The 19,798-nt window shown below is 60.3% G+C and carries 18 protein-coding genes; 4 read left to right on the top strand and 14 right to left on the bottom strand.

The annotated features are described in order from the left end of the window. Positions 1–96: 96 nt before the first annotated feature. The 5 genes from WA225_RS00950 to ribBA all read right to left on the bottom strand — a co-directional run bounded on the left by WA225_RS00950 (position 97) and on the right by ribBA (position 5,528). Positions 97–1,251, bottom strand: coding sequence for an ABC transporter ATP-binding protein (locus WA225_RS00950; RefSeq protein WP_422606526.1), 1,155 nt, complete (start codon positions 1,249–1,251; stop codon positions 97–99). 16 nt (positions 1,252–1,267) lie between these two features. Continuing rightward, positions 1,268–2,077 (bottom strand): ABC transporter permease, encoded by an 810-nt coding sequence (locus WA225_RS00955; RefSeq protein ID WP_422606527.1) that lies wholly within the window; start codon positions 2,075–2,077, stop codon positions 1,268–1,270. A gap of 6 nt (positions 2,078–2,083) precedes the next feature. Continuing rightward, entirely contained in the window at positions 2,084–3,031 is a 948-nt protein-coding gene (locus WA225_RS00960) for an ABC transporter permease (protein ID WP_422606546.1), read from the bottom strand. Further along, a complete protein-coding gene (locus WA225_RS00965; RefSeq protein WP_422606528.1) occupies positions 3,028–4,053 on the bottom strand; it encodes an ABC transporter substrate-binding protein in 1,026 nt (341 codons plus the stop codon). The genes WA225_RS00960 and WA225_RS00965 overlap by 4 nt, the downstream gene beginning before the upstream one ends. 365 nt (positions 4,054–4,418) lie before the next feature. Further along, positions 4,419–5,528, bottom strand: a complete 1,110-nt coding sequence (ribBA, locus tag WA225_RS00970) for a bifunctional 3,4-dihydroxy-2-butanone-4-phosphate synthase/GTP cyclohydrolase II (protein ID WP_064119862.1) — start codon at positions 5,526–5,528, stop codon at positions 4,419–4,421. A gap of 68 nt (positions 5,529–5,596) precedes the next feature. Between ribBA and WA225_RS00975 the strand changes: the two genes are divergently transcribed. Next, positions 5,597–5,893 carry a DUF1330 domain-containing protein gene (locus tag WA225_RS00975; protein ID WP_422606529.1) on the top strand — a complete coding sequence of 99 codons (297 nt, stop codon included), beginning with the start codon at positions 5,597–5,599 and terminating at the stop codon, positions 5,891–5,893. A gap of 145 nt (positions 5,894–6,038) precedes the next feature. Here WA225_RS00975 and WA225_RS00980 read toward each other — a convergent pair whose 3' ends face one another. The 7 genes from WA225_RS00980 to WA225_RS01010 form a co-directional block, all read right to left on the bottom strand. Beyond that, a complete protein-coding gene (locus tag WA225_RS00980) occupies positions 6,039–6,602 on the bottom strand; it encodes an NUDIX hydrolase (protein WP_422606530.1) in 564 nt (187 codons plus the stop codon). Between the two features lies 1 nt (position 6,603). Then, complete coding sequence (locus tag WA225_RS00985) at positions 6,604–7,356, bottom strand: GntR family transcriptional regulator (RefSeq protein ID WP_422606531.1); 753 nt, start codon at positions 7,354–7,356, stop codon at positions 6,604–6,606. Positions 7,357–7,398: 42 nt separating this feature from the next. Further along, positions 7,399–7,803, bottom strand: coding sequence for a carboxymuconolactone decarboxylase family protein (locus WA225_RS00990; RefSeq protein ID WP_034155594.1), 405 nt, complete (start codon positions 7,801–7,803; stop codon positions 7,399–7,401). A gap of 131 nt (positions 7,804–7,934) precedes the next feature. Beyond that, positions 7,935–8,420 carry a flavin reductase family protein gene (locus WA225_RS00995; RefSeq protein ID WP_007917997.1) on the bottom strand — a complete coding sequence of 162 codons (486 nt, stop codon included), beginning with the start codon at positions 8,418–8,420 and terminating at the stop codon, positions 7,935–7,937. Between the two features lie 12 nt (positions 8,421–8,432). Then, positions 8,433–9,914, bottom strand: a complete 1,482-nt coding sequence (locus WA225_RS01000) for an aldehyde dehydrogenase (protein WP_422606532.1) — start codon at positions 9,912–9,914, stop codon at positions 8,433–8,435. Continuing rightward, the gene (locus WA225_RS01005) at positions 9,911–10,744 is read right to left on the bottom strand and encodes an alpha/beta fold hydrolase (RefSeq protein WP_175554561.1); all 834 of its coding nucleotides are present in this window, start codon (positions 10,742–10,744) and stop codon (positions 9,911–9,913) included. Before WA225_RS01005 ends, WA225_RS01000 begins: the two co-directional genes overlap by 4 nt. A gap of 31 nt (positions 10,745–10,775) precedes the next feature. Next, on the bottom strand, positions 10,776–11,366 hold the full coding sequence (locus WA225_RS01010; RefSeq protein WP_098964278.1) for an amino acid synthesis family protein: 591 nt from the start codon (positions 11,364–11,366) through the stop codon (positions 10,776–10,778). 437 nt (positions 11,367–11,803) lie between these two features. Here WA225_RS01010 and WA225_RS01015 point away from each other — a divergent pair, with 437 nt between their 5' ends. Together WA225_RS01015 and WA225_RS01020 are read left to right on the top strand one after the other, a co-directional pair. Further along, a complete protein-coding gene (locus WA225_RS01015) occupies positions 11,804–12,847 on the top strand; it encodes a WD40/YVTN/BNR-like repeat-containing protein (protein ID WP_422606533.1) in 1,044 nt (347 codons plus the stop codon). Further along, positions 12,844–15,228: an efflux RND transporter permease subunit gene (locus WA225_RS01020; RefSeq protein ID WP_422606534.1), complete on the top strand. Its 2,385-nt coding sequence runs from the start codon at positions 12,844–12,846 to the stop codon at positions 15,226–15,228. The genes WA225_RS01015 and WA225_RS01020 overlap by 4 nt, the downstream gene beginning before the upstream one ends. A 277-nt stretch (positions 15,229–15,505) precedes the next feature. On the opposite strand, the gene WA225_RS01025 is transcribed toward WA225_RS01020, so the two are convergent. Further along, positions 15,506–16,225 (bottom strand): FadR/GntR family transcriptional regulator, encoded by a 720-nt coding sequence (locus WA225_RS01025; protein WP_047598391.1) that lies wholly within the window; start codon positions 16,223–16,225, stop codon positions 15,506–15,508. Positions 16,226–16,410: 185 nt separating this feature from the next. Next, positions 16,411–18,147 (bottom strand): IlvD/Edd family dehydratase, encoded by a 1,737-nt coding sequence (locus WA225_RS01030; RefSeq protein ID WP_422606535.1) that lies wholly within the window; start codon positions 18,145–18,147, stop codon positions 16,411–16,413. 193 nt (positions 18,148–18,340) lie between these two features. Here WA225_RS01030 and WA225_RS01035 point away from each other — a divergent pair, with 193 nt between their 5' ends. Next, a complete protein-coding gene (locus WA225_RS01035) occupies positions 18,341–19,663 on the top strand; it encodes an MFS transporter (protein ID WP_008088041.1) in 1,323 nt (440 codons plus the stop codon). Positions 19,664–19,798 lie beyond the last annotated feature (135 nt).

The following is a 19,798-nucleotide window of genomic DNA, read 5'->3' on the forward strand; positions in this document are numbered from 1 at the left end:
GTCATTCAATATTGCTGGTGACTGACACGGCCCCTTCGCGAGCAAGCTCGCTCCCACATTCGGAATGCATTCCTGTAGGAGCTGCCGCAGGGGATTTCAGTGGGAGCCGGCGGCTTTGTTCAGGTCGCTTTCAGTCCATTCGGTGTAGACACAGGCGTCGGCAGTAGCCCAGCGCACCTGCACCGGATCCCCGGCCTTGAGCGGCATGCCAGCAGCCGACAACGCTTTCACCGTCATCGAAGTCCCGCCCGACGTGACCACACTGCACGTCTGGCTCTCACCGAGAAACAACACTTCCACCACCTTCGCTGAAACCTCATTCCACCCCGACGGCAGCGGTTCGCTGCTCGCCTGCGCCACGCTCAACGCCAGTGCCTTTTCCGGCCGCACCATCAGCAACACATCCTGATCGGTGTGCAAACCAGCGGTCAGTCGAATCGACAATGACTGCCCTTCAAACGAAGCCGCCGCATTACCCTGCGCCTTGAGCTTGAGGAAGTTCGAGTTACCGAGGAACGACGCCACAAACGCATTCGGCGGATTCTGATAAAGGTCATAACCGCTGCCCAATCCCACAATCTTGCCGTGACTGAAAATCGCAATGCGCTGCGACAAACGCATGGCTTCTTCCTGGTCGTGGGTCACGTAAACGATGGTGATGCCCAGACGACGATGCAGTTGGCGCAATTCATCCTGCAAATCCTCGCGCAGCTTTTTATCCAACGCGCCGAGCGGTTCGTCCATCAGCAGAATGCGCGGTTCGTAAACCAGCGCCCGGGCAATAGCCACGCGTTGTTGCTGGCCGCCCGAGAGTTGCGAAGGGCGGCGATGGGCGAACTGTTCCAGTTGCACCAGTTTCAGCATCGCATCGACACGCTTCTCGCGCTCAGCCGTCGCCAGTTTGCGAATCGCCAACGGGAAGGCAATGTTGTCGCGCACCGACAGGTGCGGGAACAGCGAATAGCGCTGGAACACCATGCCGATGTCGCGCTTGTGCGGCGGCACGTTCACCAGCGACTGGCCGTTGACGAGAATCTCGCCGCTACTCGGTGTTTCAAACCCGGCGAGCATCGACAGTGTGGTGCTTTTACCCGAGCCGCTGGAGCCGAGGAAGGTCAGGAACTCGCCGTCCTTGATGTCCAGCGAGATGTTGTCGACGGCGGCAAAGTCGCCGTAGTGCTTGTTCAGGTTGCGCAGGCTGACCAGGGGTTTGTCGTTCTGCTGGGAAGCATCTTTGATCACGGCACTCATGTCGTACTCCTGGCGCTCAGGCGCTGATTTCGTTGCGCCGGCGCAGCGCGGCGGCGATGACCATGACCAACACCGACAAGCCGATCAGCAACGTCGAAGCGACGGCGATCACTGGCGTCAGGTCCTGGCGCAGGGTGGTCCACATTTTTACGGGAAGGGTTTGCAGGGTCGGGCTGGCCATCATCACGCTGAGCACCACTTCGTCCCACGAAACGAGGAAGGCGAAGAGGGCGCCGGCGACCATGCCCGGGCGGATCGCCGGGAACGTCACCTTGAACACCGCTTGCAGGCGCGAAGCACCGCAGATCACCGCGGCGTCTTCAATCGACTGATCGAACAGCTTCAGCGAGTTGATGATCGAGATGATGGTGAACGGCAACGCGACGATCACATGGCTGACGACAAATGCGAACATGGTCCCGGTGTAACCGAGCTTAAGGAACAGCGCATACACCGCCACGGCAATGATCACCAGCGGCACGATCATCGGCAGGGTGAACAGACCGTAGAGCATTTCCCGGCCGGGAAAACGTCCGCGCACCAGTGCAAACGCCGTCGGCATACCAAGGGCCACGGCGCAGATCGTGGTCAGCACAGCGACCTTGAGACTGGCGGCTGCGGCGTTCATCCAGTCCGGGTTGGAGAAGAACTGGCCGTACCATTTCAGCGTCCAGCCCGGTGGTGGAAACACCAGCCACTGCGAGGAACCGAACGACAGCAGCACGATAAACACGATCGGCAACAGCAGAAACAAACCGATCAGCCCGGTAGTGGCATAGAGGCCGAAACGCATCCGGCGGCTCATCGCATTGGGAGTCAGGAGCATGTCGGCTTACCTCGCGTTACTGGCGCCAACCGGGGATTCCGGTTGAAGCTTCAGGTAGAAGTAGAACAGCACCAAAGTGATCGCGATCAGCAACGCGGCGCCGGCACTGGCCAGGCCCCAGTTGAGGAACGATTGCACCTGCTGAATGATGAACTCCGGCAGCATCATGTTCTGCGCCCCACCGAGCAACGCCGGGGTCACGTAGTAACCGAGCGACATCACGAACACCATCAAGCCACCGGAGGCCAGACCCGGCCGGCACAGCGGCAGGAACACCCGGAAGAAGTTGGTCCACGGACTGGCGCCGCAGATCGAGCCAGCCTGCAGAATCATCGGGTCGATGGCCTGCATCGTTGCCTGCAACGGCAGGACGATGAACGGGATCATGATGTAGCTCATGCCGATCACCACGCCGGTCAGGTTATGCACCATTTCCAGCGGCTGATCGATGATGCCCATCGCCATCAACGCCTTGTTGATCACGCCCGAGGCTTGCAGCAGTACCAGCCACGAATAGGTGCGGGCGAGCAGGCTGGTCCACATCGACAGCAGCACGATGTTGAGGATCCAGCGACCCCAGCCGCGCGGCACCAAAGTGATCGCCCAGGCCAGCGGAAAACCCAGCAACAGGCTGAACAGCGTTACCAGCCCGGCCACCGAAAAGGTGTTCAGCAGTACTCGGGCATAGGCCGAGTTGGCGAACAGTTGTTCATAGTTGCCAAGGCCGGGCACAGGTTCAAGCACGCCGCGCAACAGCAGGCCAATCAACGGCGCGAGAAAGAACAGGCCGATGAACAGCAGCGCTGGCACGAGGTTGCCGGCGCCGCGCCAGCGTTGTCTGAGGGACGGGGCTTGCTGCATCGCAACCGCCTGTGTTCCGTGGGCCGAGCCGGCAGCGCTTTGGGCGCTGCCGGTGGCAGTGGAGGGACGGGACGCGGTGGCCGCCATTTTCATTTGACCAGCCATTCGTTCCACCGTGTCGCGATGGCCTGGCCGTTTTTGGCCCAGTACGCGAAATCAAGAGTGATCTGATCCTTAGCGTAGGCAGTCGGCAGGTTGGGGGCCAGCGCCGAATCCAGACGCTCCACACTGTCGAGGTTGACCGGGGCGTAGGCGGTCAGGTTGGAGAAGTCGGCCTGGCCTTTGGCGCTGCTGGCGCTGGCGAGAAACTTCATCGCTGCGTCCTTGTTTTTCGAGCCCTTTGGAATCACCAGAATGTCGGCCATGACCAGGTTCTGTTTCCAGCTCACGCCGACCGGCGCGCCGTCTTCTTGCAGGGCGTGAATGCGACCGTTCCAGAACTGGCCCATGCTCGCTTCACCGGACGCCAGCAGTTGCTGCGACTGCGCGCCGCCGCCCCACCAGACGATGTCTTTCTTGATGGTGTCGAGTTTCTTGAAGGCGCGGTCCAGATCCAGCGGGTAGAGCTTGTCGGCAGGCACGCCGTCGGCCAGCAGCGCCAGTTCGAGCACGCCAGGGCTTGGCCATTTATAGAGCGCGCGTTTGCCGGGGTAGGTCTTGGTGTCGAACAGCGCGCTCCAGTCCTGCGGCTTGTTGGTGCCGAGTTTGCCCTCGTTGTAGCCGAGGACGAAGGAGAAGAAGAACGAGCCGACGCCGTAATCGCTGACGAAACGCGGGTCGATTTTGTCGCGCTGGATCACTTTGAAATCGAGGGGTTCGAGCAGGCCTTCAGCCGCGGCGCGCAGGGCAAAATCGGCTTCGACATCGACCACGTCCCACTGCACGTTGCCGCTCTCGACCATGGCTTTGAGTTTGCCGTAGTCGGTCGGGCCGTCCTGCACGACGGTGATGCCGCTGGCCTTGCTGAACGGATCGGCCCAGGCCTGTTTCTGCGCGTCCTGGGTGCTTCCGCCCCAACTGACGAAGTTCACGCTGTCGGCCGCCATTGCAGCCTGGCCGGTGACGCTGAGCAGTCCCGCAAAAAAGATCGCGGTTGCAGCTTTGTTCAACACCATTTTTACGCCCTCATTGTTGTGTTTTTGAGCGGGCTTGCGTTGTTGCCCGCCTGTCGGGAGCAGTAGATGGACGTTCGTTGGAGTGTCCGGTCTATGGAATATCATATTATGGTATTCCAAACTTTGTGCAAGCACTTTGCCTTACCGGTTATCTGGCCGGGCGGTTATTTGATGCGTTCGGCTTGGATGTTTTTTGTGAATGTCAGATCCAGCCCCTCACCCCAGCCCTCTCCCTTCGGGAGAGGGGGCTGATTGGAGGCTGTTCAAAACCTGAGTTCGGCTCGGTATCTCAGGTCGGCGTATAGCGACTAAACAACTCGGTCAGCTCCCTCTCCCTCCGGGAGAGGGCTGGGGTGAGGGCAGCTTTATTCAGTGAACGGAATACTTTCGACCACCTCCAGGTCATACCCGGTCAGGCCAGCGTATTTCAAAGGAGGGCCCAGATGACGTAGCTTACCCACCCCCAGATTCTGCAAAATCTGCGCCCCAGTCCCCACCTCCGAATAAATCCGCGATTGCGAACGACTGAACTGCCGAGGCGGCTGAGTCAATTGCGGCACCCGCTCAAGCAGCGCCTGCGACGACTCGTGATTGGCCAGCACCACCACAACCCCGTGCCCTTCAGCCGCAACCCGTTGTAACGCCGCCCACAGCGTCCAATTCGTCGGCCCGCTGTATTCGGCACCGACCAGATCGCGCAGCGGATCGATCACGTGCACGCGCACCAACGTCGGTTCTTCACGACGCAAATCGCCCATGACCATCGCCATGTGCACGCCGCCCTCGATGCGATCCTCAAAGGTGATCAGGCGGAAGGTGCCATGCACCGTTGGCAGCTCACGTTCGCCAATCCGTTCGATGGTGTGCTCGGTGCTCAGGCGATAGTGGATCAGGTCGGCGATGGTGCCGATCTTGATCCCGTGCTTGCGCGCGAACACTTCCAGATCCGGGCGACGGGCCATGGTGCCGTCGTCGTTCATCACCTCGACAATCACCGAGGCCGGGGTGAACCCGGCGAGGCGTGCCAGGTCACAACCCGCCTCGGTATGCCCGGCACGGGTCAGCACGCCACCTTCCTTGGCCCGCAGCGGGAAGATATGGCCCGGCTGCACCAGGTCTTCCGCGCGGGCATTCGGTGCGACAGCGGCAGCAACGGTGCAGGCGCGATCTGCCGCCGAGATGCCGGTGGTCACGCCAACCGCCGCTTCAATCGACACGGTAAACGCGGTGCTGAACACGCTGCCATTGGCCGGGACCATTTGCTCCAGGCCCAAACGCTGGCAATGTGCGTCGGTCAGCGTCAGGCAAATCAGCCCGCGCGCTTCACGGGCCATGAAGCTGATCGCCTCAGGCGTGCAGCGGTCGGCGGCCAGCAGCAGGTCGCCTTCGTTTTCGCGGTCTTCGTCATCGACCAGCAGGACCATTTTGCCGAGGCGATAATCTTCGATGATTTCTTCGATGCTATTGAAGGCCATGCTGGACTCTCAGGGTTCGTTGGAAATATATTGGTATACCATAATACAAAATCAACAAAGAGGTCACTATGAAGGCGTACTGGATTGCTCATGTGGATATAGCCGATGCCGATCACTACAGCCAATACACCCAGCGCGCGCCGGCCGCCTTTGCCGAGTTTGGCGCGAAGTTTCTGGCCAGAGGCGGGCGCAACGAGGCGATGGAAGGGCGCGAGACGCCACAACGCAGCGTGGTGATCGAGTTCGAGAGCTATGAGAAGGCTGTGGCGTGCTACCACTCGGCGGCGTACCAGGAGGCGAAAAGGTATCGCGAAGAATGGGCGCGGGCGGAAATCGTCATCGTCGAAGGCATCGCCCCACTCTGAAGCCTAGGGTATTGATCGTTCCCATGCTCCGCGTGGGAATGCCTCTTCGGACGCTCCGCGTTCGGCTTTGAAAGGGACGCGGAGCGTCCCGGGCTGCATTCCCACGCGGAGCGTGGGAACGATCAGACAGGGGGATAGGTGGTGATCAGCGGATAAAGTGGATCTTGCCGCTGTCGTCATTGCCCATGTAAATCCCATACACCCCAGCCTGGCGCTCTTCGATATAGCGCTCGAGAATCTGCCGGATCGCCGGGTAATAGATCTGTTCCCACGGAATCTCTTCCGGTGCGAAGAATTTGTAATCCATGGTCTCCGGCCCGAACTGCCCGGTAATCTCCAGCGCGATCGCGCGGAAGATGATGTACACCTCGCTGATCTTCGGCACGCTGAAAATCGAATACGGCGAGACGATTTCCGCGCGCACGCCGCTTTCTTCCCAGACTTCACGGATCGCCGCTTGTTCGGTGGTTTCGCCGCTTTCCATGAAACCGGCCGGCAGCGTCCAGGTGCCCGGGCGCGGGGGAATCGCCCGTTGGCACAGCAGATATTTGCCGTCCTGCTCGATGATGCAGCCGGCAATGATCTTCGGATTGACGTAGTGGATGTAGCCGCAGCCGCGGCACATCAGGCGCTCGTGCGTATCGCCCGCCGGTATCTGCTGACCGAGGTCAGGGCCACCGCATTTCGGGCAAAAGCTCGGGCTGAACATATCAGTGACCTATACGGGGTTCTTTCAGCGCGATCGGCAGGGTGATCGCAGGCGTAGCGCCAGTCTCTTCCTGCTTGCGCTTTAGGTAATCGAGGGCCACGGCAGCCGCCGCGCGTACGTGATCGACGCAGGCCTGATGCGCCACCAGCGGATCGCCGCTTTTGATCGCCGCGACCATTTTTTCCATTTCCTGATTACTCGCGCCGCGACGGTTTTCCTGCGAAACCGAAGTCGCGCGCAAGTAGCTGATGCGCGCCTGCAACTGACGCAGTTGCGTTGCCGCGACATGGTTGCCCGAACCTTCGAGCAGCACGTCGTAGAAGCCTTGCACCGAGTCGATCACCTGTTGCAGTTCGCCGTCCTTGAGCGCCTTGCGGTTGTCGTCGAGGGCTTTTTCCAGGGCTTTGATGTCCTTGGCCTTGGCGCGCAGGGTGAACAGCTGAACGATCAAGCCTTCCAGCACGCAACGCAATTCGTAGATATCGACGGCGTCGGCCAAAGTGATGATGGCGACACGCGGGCCTTTGGCATCGGCGAACTCGACCAAACCTTCGGATTCAAGGTGGCGCAGGGCTTCACGCACAGAGGTGCGGCTGACGCCCAGGCGATCACACAGATCGCGTTCGACCAGACGATCGCCTGGCATGAGCTGGAAATTCATGATCGCGCTACGCAGTTTATCCAGCACGATTTCGCGCAGGGTAACGGGGTTGCGATTGACCTTGAAGCTGTCGTCGAGTGGCTGGCGTTTCATGGGGTCCGCTCTTTCGGTTGGCTGTCCATGCCAGACGGGCATCTAAACAGCCGAGGGGTTAACTGAGGCTTCGGCGTCGGCTTCGGCAAAGGCTTCACGGGCCAGCCGGAAACTGTCCACGGCTGCCGGAACGCCGCAATAAATGCCGACCTGAAGCAGAATTTCGCGTATTTGCTCACGACTCAGGCCGTTACGCAAGGCGCCACGCACATGCAGCTTGAGTTCATGCGGACGGTTGAGTGCCGAGATCATCGCCAGGTTGATCATGCTGCGCTCCTTGAGCGACAAACCTTCGCGGCCCCAGACATGGCCCCAGCAGTATTCGGTGACCATTTCCTGCAGGGGACGGGTGAAGTCGTCGGCGTTCTCTATCGAACGCTGCACGTAGGCTTCGCCCAATACCTGAGTGCGGATCTTCAGGCCTTTTTCGTACTTTTCGTTACTCATATTCTTTGCCTCACCTCAATCCCTGTGGGAGCTGGCTTGCCAGCGATAGCGGACTATCAGCCAACATCAATGTTGAACGTTAAGCCCTCATCGCTGGCAAGCCAGCTCCCACAGGGTTTTGCATTGTCGCCTCAGGCCAGGGTCGGCAACGGCCCGAGCTTGCCCTTGTGGTAAATCATCGGCGTCACCGGTTGCGCCGGCAGGATCAGGTTCTTCACAGCGCCAACGATAATCGCGTGATCACCACCGTCATATTCACGCCACAACTCACACTCGATGATCGCCGTCGCCTTGGCCAGAATCGGGTTACCGAGTTCGCTCAGATGCCACTCGATGTCCTTGGCCTTGTCCTTGCCTTTACCGGCAAACGCATAGGCCTCAGCCGTCTGGTCAGCCGACAGCAAATGGATTGCGAACTTCTTGCTGTCACGCAGCACCGGGTAAGTGTCGGAAGCGTAGTTGGGGCAGAACAGCACCAGCGCCGGGTCAATCGACAGCGCGCTGAAGGCGCTGGCGGTGATACCAACGATGCCGCCATCCGGGTCGAGGGTGGTGACCACCGTGACGCCGGACGGGAACGAGCTCATGACGTCTTTGTAAATGCCGGGTTCGATCATTTCGCAGGACTCCTAGCGCATCACAAACGGATCAGGCATTGGCGCCTGGGAAAGGTTGATCCACACCGTTTTCAGTTCGGTGTAGGCCAGCACCGAATCGATGCCGCTTTCGCGTCCATAGCCACTGTTCTTGAAGCCGCCAATCGGCGCCATTGCCGACACCGCGCGGTAAGTGTTGACCCAGATGATCCCCGAGCGCACATCGCGCGCCAGACGATGGGCGCGGCCCAGATCACGAGTCCAGATGCCGGCGGCAAGGCCGAATTGCGAGTCGTTGGCGATCGCCAGCGCTTCGGCTTCATCTTTGAAGCGGATCACCGACGCCACCGGGCCGAAGACTTCTTCCTGCATGATCTTCATCGAATTGCGGTCGCATTCGAACAGCGTCGGCTCGTAGAACCAGCCGTCGCCGAGATCGGTCGGGCGCTTGCCGCCAGTGCGCAAACGCGCGCCTTCGGCGATAGCATCAGCCACCAGACCTTCCACTACCGCCAGTTGCTGCGCGGTGGCCATCGGGCCCATCTCACTGTTGTCTTCCTGCGGGTTGCCGATGCGGATGCGCTGGGCGCGTTCGACCAGGCGATTGACGAATTCGTCGTAGATTTCGTCCTGCACCAACAAGCGCGAACCGGACACGCAACTCTGCCCGGACGCGGCGTAGATCCCGGCAATCGCGCCGTTGATCGCGCTGTCGAGATCGGCGTCGGCGAAGATGATGTTCGGCGACTTGCCGCCGAGTTCCAGCGACAGCTTGGCGAAGTTCTCCGCGCTGCTGCGCACCACGTGCCGCGCCGTCGCTGCGCCGCCGGTGAAGGCGATCTTGCGGATCAGCGGATGGCGGGTGAGGGCGGAGCCGGTGCTCGGCCCGTAACCGGTGACGACGTTGACCACGCCCGGCGGAATCCCGGCTTCGAGGGCCAGCCGCGCCAACTCAAGAATGGTCGCCGAGGCGTGCTCGGACGGTTTGATCACAATCGTGTTGCCGGCGGCGAGGGCCGGAGCGAGTTTGATTGCGGTCAGATAGAGCGGGCTGTTCCACGGAATGATCGCAGCAACCACGCCCATGGCTTCGTGAACGGTGTAGGCAAACAGGTCAGGCTTATCCAGCGGCAGCGTGCCGCCTTCGAGCTTGTCGGCGAGGCCTGCGGTGTAGTGGAAGAACTCCGGCAGATAACTGACCTGGCCACGGGTTTCGCGGATCAGCTTGCCGTTGTCGCGGCTTTCCAGCTGCGCCAGTTGTTCCTTGTTTTCGGCGATCAAATCACCGAGACGGCGCAGCAACTTGCCGCGTGCGGTGGCAGTCAGGCCACGCCATGCCGGGCTGTCGAAAGCGGTCTGTGCCGATTGCACGGCACGTTCGACGTCCGCTTCATCAGCGTCAGGCAGTTCGGCCCAGGCTTGTGCCGTCGCCGGGTTGAGGCTTTCGAAAGTCTTGCCGGAGAGGGCGTCGACCCATTCTCCGCCGATGCACATCTGGAAGCGTGCGAGTGTCATGCAACGATCCCCTTTATATGGTTTTGTCGGGAGTGTGCGAATTGGAGAAATTCCAGCAGCGTCTGATTGACCAGACGCGGCGACTCTACGGGCATCATATGCCGTTGCTCAGGCAGCACGGCAACCTTCGCACCGGGGATGCGCCGGGCCAGTTGCTCGGCCATTTCCGGAGTCGAACCCGGATCGAGTTCGCCGGTGGCGATCAGCGTCGGCGCCTGAATACTGCCCAGGTCGTCGGCGCGGTACATGTCTTGAGTGGCGAACAATTCGTAGGTGGTCAGGTAACCCTGCGGATCATTATTGGCGAGGGTCTGGCGCAATGCGGCGATCTGCGCCGGGTTGGCCGCCTGATATTCACGGCTGAACCAGCGTGACAGCGCGGCTTCGGCATTGGCGTCCGGGCCATGTTCAGCGGCTTGCGCGGTGCGCGCGATGACGCCGGCACGCTGTTCTTCGCTGCGATTGAACACACTGTTCAACACCACCAGGCTTTGCAGGCGCTGCGGGTAATGTAGGGCAAAGGCCCGCGCGACCAGACCGCCCATGGAGAAACCGATCACCGCTGCCTGCGGCAGATTCAGGTGATCGAGCAGCTCCAGCAACTGATCGGCATAACCGAGCAGGTTGGTGCCGCTGGCCGGTCGCGGGCTGGCGCCATGGCCGAGCATGTCGTAGGCGATCACCCGGTATTGGCTGGACAGGCCGACAATCTGGCCGCCCCACATTTCTTTATTGAGGCCCACGCCGTGGATCAAAACCACGGGCTGGCCTTGGCCGGTCGCCAGGTAACTGGTGCCAGCCGGGGTGAGTTCAGCGGTGAGCCGAATCATGGAGCGCTCCTGCAATGCCTTTTTATTGTGATTACTGGGCCTTTTCGGCGGCCAGTTCTTCCAGATCGATGTAGCGGTTGCCAATGCGCGGGTGCAGGCGGCCACCGTCGGCGCAACCCAGCACGACGACGATTTCGTCGGCACGCGGCGCATCTTCGATCTGCATTTCCAGGGTGATGTAGTGCGAACGCTGACCTTCGTCGTCCTTGTGCATCATCGGGATCTGAATCGAGGTGCCCGGGCCGCCGCGCTTGTTGGTGAAGCTCAGGTAGCTCTTGGCCTTGACCGCTTCGCGGTAGTGGTTGCCGAAGCGCAGGGTGTGGATCACCGCGGAGGCGTGTTCGATCTCGCCATCCGCGCCGACCACGGCGGCTTTGCCGTAGGCCTCGATCTTCTCCGCGCCGCCGATGATGCCGACCAGACGCTCGACCATCAGTGCACCGAGGTCTGAGCAATTGGCGCGGATCTGCGGTTTGAGGTCTTCGACGAAACCGTTGCCCACCCAAGGGTTTTTCATCACCACGGCGAGGCCGACCATGGTCACTGGCTTGTCAGTGGCCTTGCCGCCTTCGATGAAGGTTTCTTCGACATAGCTGACGATCTTGCGAATTTCGAAACTCATGAGCTGCTCCGTTGGGGGATTGAGAGTGTCAGTGCGTCTGATGGTATACCATAATACCGATCGTGCAAGTCCTCTCGATGACTTTTGCCGCATCACTCCGGCGAATGGTCATGTATTCAAATCCCACCACCACCACCAACCCCTGTGGGAGCGAGCTTGCTCGCGAAGAGGCCCTTCCAGTCGACATGTTCATTGCCTGACCCAGCGCCTTCGCGAGCACAGGGGAATTTCTTTGTTACAGAGGCCGCTTTCGGTTAACAAAAGATAACGTGGCGCCGATTGTCAGACGTTTCGAAAGCCCGATAGGATGAGCCAGCTTCCGAAGTGGCTCTGGATTGCGGGTTTCAGGACTATGCTTCTGACCAGCCATCAGCGGAGCACACTTGCGGCGCCCTTGAAGGCCAGATGGCCTAACAATAATAAATAGGGGAAGGTCTATGAGTCGTTGCCGCCCGCCGGCGTTACGCAACACCGCGTTGCTGGCCACAGCACTCTCTCTGCTGGGCTTGGCCACGTTATCGGCACCGGTGATGGCCGCCGAGGCGCCAGCCGACGTGGTCTATGCCACCGAATCCGCCAAAGCCGCGAAAAGCCTGATTCTCGATGTTGTCCACGCGGGCACACGGTTGGTGGCGGTCGGGGATCGCGGGCACATTGTCTACTCCGACGACCAGGGCAAGACCTGGACCCAGGCCAAAGTGCCGAGCCGGCAACTGCTGACCGCGGTGTATTTTGTCGACGACAAGCACGGTTGGGCGGTCGGGCACGACGCGCAAATCCTCGCCAGCGCAGACGGCGGTCTGACCTGGACCAAGCAATTCGAAGACCTCAAACGTGAATCGCCGCTGCTCGATGTCTGGTTCAAGGACGTCAACAGCGGCATGGCCGTGGGCGCTTATGGCGCACTGCTGGAAACCACCGATGGCGGCAAAAACTGGCAAGACGTCAGCGACCGCCTCGACAACGAAGATCAATTCCACCTCAACGCTATCGCCGCGGTGAAAGACGCCGGGCTGTTCATCGTTGGCGAGTCGGGCAGCATGTTTCGCTCCGCCGACTGGGGCCAGACCTGGGAAAAACTCGAAGGCCCATACGAAGGCTCGCTGTTCGGCGTGATCGGCACGGCGCAACCACAAACCCTGCTGGCCTACGGCTTGCGCGGCAACCTCTACCGCTCCACCGATTTCGGCAGCACTTGGGAGCAGGTCGAACTGAAAGCCGCCCGTGGTGCATTGGAGTTCGGTCTGTCCGGCGCAACCTTGCTCCCCGACGGTTCGATCGTCATCGTCGGCAACGGCGGTTCGGTGATCAGCAGCAGTGACAATGGCGAAACCTTCAGCGTGTTCAACCGCCCGGATCGCATCTCGCTGTCTTCCGTCACCGCTGCCGGCGACGGCAACCTGATTCTGACCGGGCAGGGTGGCGTTCACACCACGCAGCCAAACGGCGCCGAAGTAAATAATAAGAAGGCGGGGCTATGACTTCCTTGATCACTCCTCAGCAGGAAAAGGCGACGTATCTTGAACGTCTGATCTTCAATAACCGCCCGGCAGTCATCCTCATCTGCCTGGTGGTGAGTATTTTCCTGTTCTGGCAGGCGACGCTGATCCGGCCGTCGACCAGTTTTGAAAAAATGATCCCGCTCCAGCATCCGTTCATCGAGAAGATGATGGAGCACCGCAACGATCTGGCGAACCTGGGCAACACCGTGCGCATTTCGGTGGAGGCCAAAGATGGCGACATCTTCTCCAAGGAATACATGGAGACCCTGCGTCAGATCAACGACGAGGTGTTCTACATCTCTGGCGTTGACCGCTCCGGGCTGAAGTCGCTGTGGAGCCCGAGCGTGCGCTGGACCGAAGTGACCGAAGAGGGTTTCGCCGGCGGTGAAGTGATCCCGCAGAGCTACAACGGCTCGCAGGACAGCCTCGACCTGCTGCGCAACAACGTGCTCAAGTCCGGCCAGGTCGGGCGTCTGGTGGCCAACGACTTCAAGTCGAGCATCGTCGACATCCCGTTGCTGGAGTCTTACCCGGACCCTGAAGACCAGGGCAAGTTGCTCGCCCTGGACTATCGCAAGTTCTCCCATGAACTCGAAGACAAGATCCGCAACAAGTTCGAAGCGCAGAACCCCAACGTCAAGATCCACATCGTCGGTTTCGCCAAGAAGGTCGGCGACCTGATCGACGGTCTGGTGATGGTGGTGATGTTCTTCGGCATCGCCTTCGTCATCACCCTGATCCTGCTGTTGTGGTTCACCAACTGCCTGCGCAGCACCATCGCGGTATTGAGTACGACGCTGGTGGCGGTGGTCTGGCAACTCGGCCTGATGCACTTCTTCGGGTTCGGGCTCGATCCGTATTCGATGCTGGTGCCGTTCCTGATTTTCGCCATCGGCATTTCCCACGGCGTGCAGAAGATTAACGGTATCGCCCTGCAATCCAGCGAGGCCGACAACGCGCTGACTGCCGCGCGGCGCACCTTCCGGCAACTGTTCCTGCCGGGGATGATCGCGATTCTCGCGGATGCGGTGGGCTTCATCACACTGCTGATCATCGACATCGGCGTGATCCGTGAATTGGCCATCGGCGCGTCGATCGGCGTGGCGGTGATCGTGTTCACCAACCTGATTCTGCTGCCGGTCGCCATCTCCTATGTCGGCATCAGTAAACGCGCGATTGCCAGGAGCAAGAAGGACGCCAACCGCGAACACCCGTTCTGGCGCCTGCTGTCGAATTTCGCCAATCCGAAAGTCGCACGCATCTCGGTGGTGCTGGCGCTGATCGCCTTCGGTGGCGGTCTCTGGTACAGCCAGAACCTGAAAATCGGCGACCTCGACCAGGGCGCACCGGAACTGCGTCCGGATTCGCGCTACAACAAGGACAACAACTTCATCATCAACAACTACTCGACCAGTTCCGACGTGCTGGTGGTGATGGTCAAGACCAAGGCTGAAGGCTGCTCACGCTACGAAGCCATGGCGCCGATCGACGAACTGATGTGGAAGATGCAGAACACCGAGGGCGTGCAGTCGGCGATCTCTTTGGTGACCGTGTCCAAGCAGATGATCAAGGGCATGAACGAGGGCAACCTGAAATGGGAAACCCTGTCGCGCAACCCGGACGTGCTGAACAACTCGATCGCCCGCGCCGACGGTCTGTACAACAACAGTTGCTCGCTGGCGCCGGTGCTGGTGTTCCTCAACGATCACAAGGCTGAAACCCTCGATCGGGCGGTGCATGCGGTACAGGAATTCGCCAAGGACAATAACAAGGACGGCCTGGAATTCATCCTCGCGGCCGGTAACGCCGGGATCGAAGCGGCCACCAACGAAGTCATCAAACAGGCTGAGCTGACCATCCTGATTCTGGTGTACATCTGCGTGGCGGTGATGTGCATGATCACCTTCCGTTCGTGGGCGGCGACCCTGTGCATCGTCCTGCCGCTGGTGCTGACCTCGGTGCTCGGCAACGCGCTGATGGCGTTCATGGGCATCGGCGTGAAGGTTGCGACCCTGCCGGTGGTGGCGCTGGGTGTGGGGATCGGTGTCGACTACGGCATCTACATCTACAGCCGTCTGGAGAGTTTCCTGCGTGCCGGGCTGCCGTTGCAGGAAGCCTATTACCAAACGCTGAAATCCACCGGTAAAGCGGTACTGTTCACCGGCCTGTGCCTGGCGATCGGTGTGTGCACCTGGATCTTCTCGGCGATCAAGTTCCAGGCCGACATGGGCTTGATGCTGACCTTCATGCTGCTATGGAACATGTTCGGTGCGCTGTGGCTGCTGCCGGCACTGGCGAAGTTCCTGATCAAGCCGGAGAAACTGGCGGGGCAGAAGGGCAATTCGCTGTTTGCCCACTGATCTGAAAGGCTGAAATGACAAAGCCGCAACCTTAGGGTTGCGGCTTTTTTTGTGTTTTAAGATCAAGAGCCCCTCATCCTAGCCCTCTCCCGGAGGGAGAGGGGACTGATTGGGGGAGATTGGCGATTTACACCGACTTGAACGATTTGCTGTGAATCCATAATCGACTCGGTTTTTCAGGTCGATGTATGACGAAGCACAACTCGGTCGGTCCCCTCTACCTCTGGGCGGTCCGACGTTTCGGGAGGGCTAGGGTGAGGGCAAGAGGATTCAAGCGTTAAGACAGTTCTGTTCCGAGCACGACACTTAGTGCACTACGCGCATCATCCAGCTGCACCAACGTCGCATGCCGAGCACCCAGCGCATCACGATTCTCGATCGCCGTCAAAATCGCCTTATGCCGCGGCAACGCCAATTCATGCAGATTCGGCCGCTGATTCGAATGCTTCAACGCCTCGGCAATCGCCACCGACAACATATTGCACAGGTTCGCCAACAGATCATTGTGCGTCGCATCGGCAATCCGGCTATGGAAATCCAGATCCGGCTGCAACAACGCTTCCGGGGTCGGCGCCGCTTCCATGCGCTGGTACGCCTCACCAATCGCGGCAATATCCGCCTCGGTCGCGTGTTGAGCGGCGAGGGCGGCGGCCGCCGGTTCGATGATGCTGCGCACACTGGTCAGCACATTGAAGAACTCATTCTGCGGGCTGCTTTGCATCAGCCAGTGCAGTACGTCCGGGTCGAGCATGTGCCATTCGCGGCGCGCCTTGACCACCGTTCCCACTCGCGGTCTGGAATACACCAGCCCCTTGGCCACCAACACCCGCGTGGCTTCACGCAATACCGGCCGGCTGACCGCGTACTCCTCGCAGAGCAAGGCTTCGGCGGGCAGTTTGTCGTCGGGCAAGAAGCGTCCGGAGACGATCTGCATGCCCAGTTCCTGGACGATGCGCGAGTGCATGCTTTTACGGTCGGAAGGTTTGCGGTAATCCATGGGGAGCGGGGCAATCCTGAGCGATGGAGATGCCGCGCATCATAGCAGGCACGGCACAATCTTGAGGCGGGTAAAGAACAACTGTGGGAGCGAGCTTGCTCGCGAAAGCGGCGGGTCAAACAACATAACTGTTGAATGTACCGCCGTCTTCGCGAGCAAGCTCGCTCCCACAGGGATTTGTGTGATCAGTGAGAGTGGCGCGGCACTTCGGCGCCTCGGCAGCCAACGAGGAAGTCAAAGTCACAGCCCTGATCCGCCTGCAGCACATGGTCGATGTACAGCTGACGATAGCCGCCCACCAACAATTGCTGCGGTGGCTGCAGATCCGCCATGCGCGCGGCCAGTTCGGCGTCCGGAATATCCAGATGCAAACGCCCGGTGGCGCAATCCAGCTCGATCCAGTCGCCTTCCTGCACCGTCGCCAAAGGCCCGCCGGCCGCCGCCTCCGGCGCCACGTGCAAAACCACGGTGCCATACGCCGTGCCGCTCATCCGCGCATCAGAAATGCGCACCATGTCGGTCACGCCCTGTGCCAACAGCTTGGCCGGCAAGCCCATGTTGCCAACTTCGGCCATGCCCGGATAACCCTTCGGCCCGCAGTTCTTCATCACCAGAATCGAATCCTTATCGACGTCCAGCTCCGGATCGTTGATGCGCGCCTTGTACATGTCGAAGTTCTCGAACACCACCGCGCGACCGCGGTGCTGCATCAATTCCGGGGTCGCTGCGGACGGCTTGAGCACCGCGCCCAGTGGCGCCAGGTTACCGCGCAACACGCAGATGCCACCGTCGGCGCGAATCGGATTGTCGAGCGTGCGGATCACTTCGTCTTCGCCGTAGATCGGCGCGTCCTTGGTGTTCTCGCCGATGGATTTGCCGTTGACGGTCAGCGCATTCGGATGCGGAATCAGATTGGCTTCACCGAGACGGCGCAACACCGCAGGTAAACCACCGGCGTAATAAAACTCTTCCATCAGGAAACGCCCCGACGGTTGCAGGTCGACAATGGTCGGCATGCCGCGACCGATGCGCGTCCAGTCGTCCAGATCCAGCTCGACACCGATGCGCCCGGCGATGGCTTTCAAGTGAATCACCGCGTTGGTCGAACCACCGATGGCGGCGTTTACGCGGATAGCGTTTTCGAAGGCTTCTTTGGTCAGAATCTTCGACAGCTTCAAATCTTCACGAACCATCTCCACCGCACGCATGCCAGACATGTGCGCCAGCACATAACGCCGCGCATCCACCGCCGGAATTGCCGCGTTGTGCGGCAGCGAAGTGCCCAGTGCTTCAGCCATGCAGGCCATGGTCGATGCGGTGCCCATGGTGTTGCAGGTGCCCGCCGAACGCGACATGCCGCCCTCGGCCGCGAGGAAATCGTCGATGGTGATGGTGCCAGCCTTGACCTGCTCGCTGAGCTGCCAGACCACCGTGCCCGAACCGATGTCCTTGCCCTTGTGCTTGCCGTTGAGCATCGGCCCGCCGGTCACAACAATCGCCGGCACATCGCAGCTGGCCGCACCCATCAGCAGCGCCGGGGTGGTTTTGTCGCAACCGGTCAGCAGCACTACGCCGTCAATCGGGTTGCCGCGAATCGCCTCTTCAACGTCCATGCTCGCCAGGTTACGGGTGAGCATGGCGGTCGGGCGCAGGTTCGATTCGCCGTTGGAGAACACCGGGAATTCCACTGGAAAACCGCCAGCCTCGATCACCCCGCGTTTGACGTGCTCCGCGATCTGGCGGAAGTGCGCGTTGCACGGGGTCAGTTCCGACCAGGTGTTGCAGATGCCGATGATCGGCTTGCCGTGGAACTGGTGGTCGGCGATGCCCTGATTCTTCATCCAGCTGCGGTACATGAAGCCGTTCTTGTCGGCCGTGCCAAACCATTGGGCGGAGCGCAGAGTGGGTTTCTTATCAGACATGATCGATTCTCTTATTGTATGACTATAGTGTTCCAGCTACGGCTTAATCTAAGCGCAAAATCCTAGGTTTGGAAGTGTTGTTGGTGAATTAGTATTACTATATAGTCGTTTTCGACGGAGGGATGGCCCTGACGGTTTTCCGTGAGAGGCGTCCCCCGAGGTTCTATAAAAACAACAATCGGAGACCGATCTCATGAGCCAGGAACTGCGGCTGATACGGCGCATCACGCTGAAACTGATTCCCTTCCTGATCCTGCTGTACCTGATCGCCTATGTGGATCGCTCCGCCGTCGGCTTCGCCAAGCTGCACATGGGCGCCGACATCGGCATTGGCGATGCGGCTTACGGCCTCGGCGCCGGGCTGTTCTTCATTGGTTACTTCCTCCTCGAAATTCCCAGCAACCTGATGCTCGAACGCTTCGGCGCACGACGCTGGTTCGCGCGGATCATGATCACCTGGGGCGCGATCACCATCGGCATGGCCTTCGTTCAGGGCCCGCACAGTTTCTACGTGATGCGCTTTCTGCTCGGCGCGGCCGAGGCGGGGTTCTTCCCCGGCGTTCTCTACTACATCACCCAATGGTTCCCGGTGCGCCATCGCGGCAAGATTCTCGGGCTGTTCATCCTCTCCCAGCCGATCGCGATGATGATCACCGGCCCGGTGTCCGGCGGTTTGCTCGGCATGGACGGCGTCCTTGGCCTGCACGGCTGGCAGTGGCTGTTCATCGTCATCGGCACGCCGGCGATCCTGCTGACCTGGCCGGTCCTGCGCTGGTTGCCGGACGGCCCGCAACAAGTGAAATGGATGGATCAGGCCGAGAAAGACTGGCTGACCGGCGAACTGAAAAAGGATCTGCAGGAGTACGGCCAGACTCGCCACGGCAATCCGCTGCATGCGCTGAAAGATAAACGCGTGTTGCTGCTGGCGCTGTTCTATCTGCCGGTGACGTTGAGCATTTATGGCTTGGGTCTGTGGTTGCCGACGCTGATCAAACAGTTTGGCGGCAGCGATCTGGTCACCGGTTTCGTCTCGTCGGTGCCGTACATTTTCGGGATCATCGGTTTGCTGATCGTGCCGCGCAGCTCTGACCGTTTGAATGATCGCTACGGGCATCTCGCCGTCCTTTATGTGCTGGGCGCAATTGGCTTGTTCATGAGCGCATGGCTGTCGTTGCCGGTGGCGCAACTGGCGGCGCTGTGTCTGGTGGCGTTTGCGCTGTTTTCCTGCACGGCGGTGTTCTGGACCTTGCCGGGCCGGTTCTTTGCTGGCGCGAGTGCGGCGGCGGGGATTGCGTTGATCAACTCGGTGGGGAATCTGGGCGGGTACATCGGGCCGTTCGTGATTGGGGCGTTGAAGGAGTACACCGGGAATCTGGCATCTGGGCTGTACTTCCTCTCGGGGGTGATGGTGTTCGGCTTGATCCTGACGGGAATTGTCTACCGAGTGCTGGAACGCAAACACGTGCTGCCGGTTGACCAGTTCGCCGCCAGCGCACGCGGCGCCACGCGCACCTGAAACCCAACCACCAATCACCACTAAACCTGTGGGAGCTGGCTTGCCAGCGATGACGGCGGCACATCCAACATGGATGTGTCAGACAGATTGCCATCGCTGGCAAGCCAGCTCCCACAGGGTTTTGCAGTGTTTCCA

It is taken from the genome of Pseudomonas sp. (genome assembly GCF_049300855.1).
Lineage (GTDB): Bacteria > Pseudomonadota > Gammaproteobacteria > Pseudomonadales > Pseudomonadaceae > Aquipseudomonas.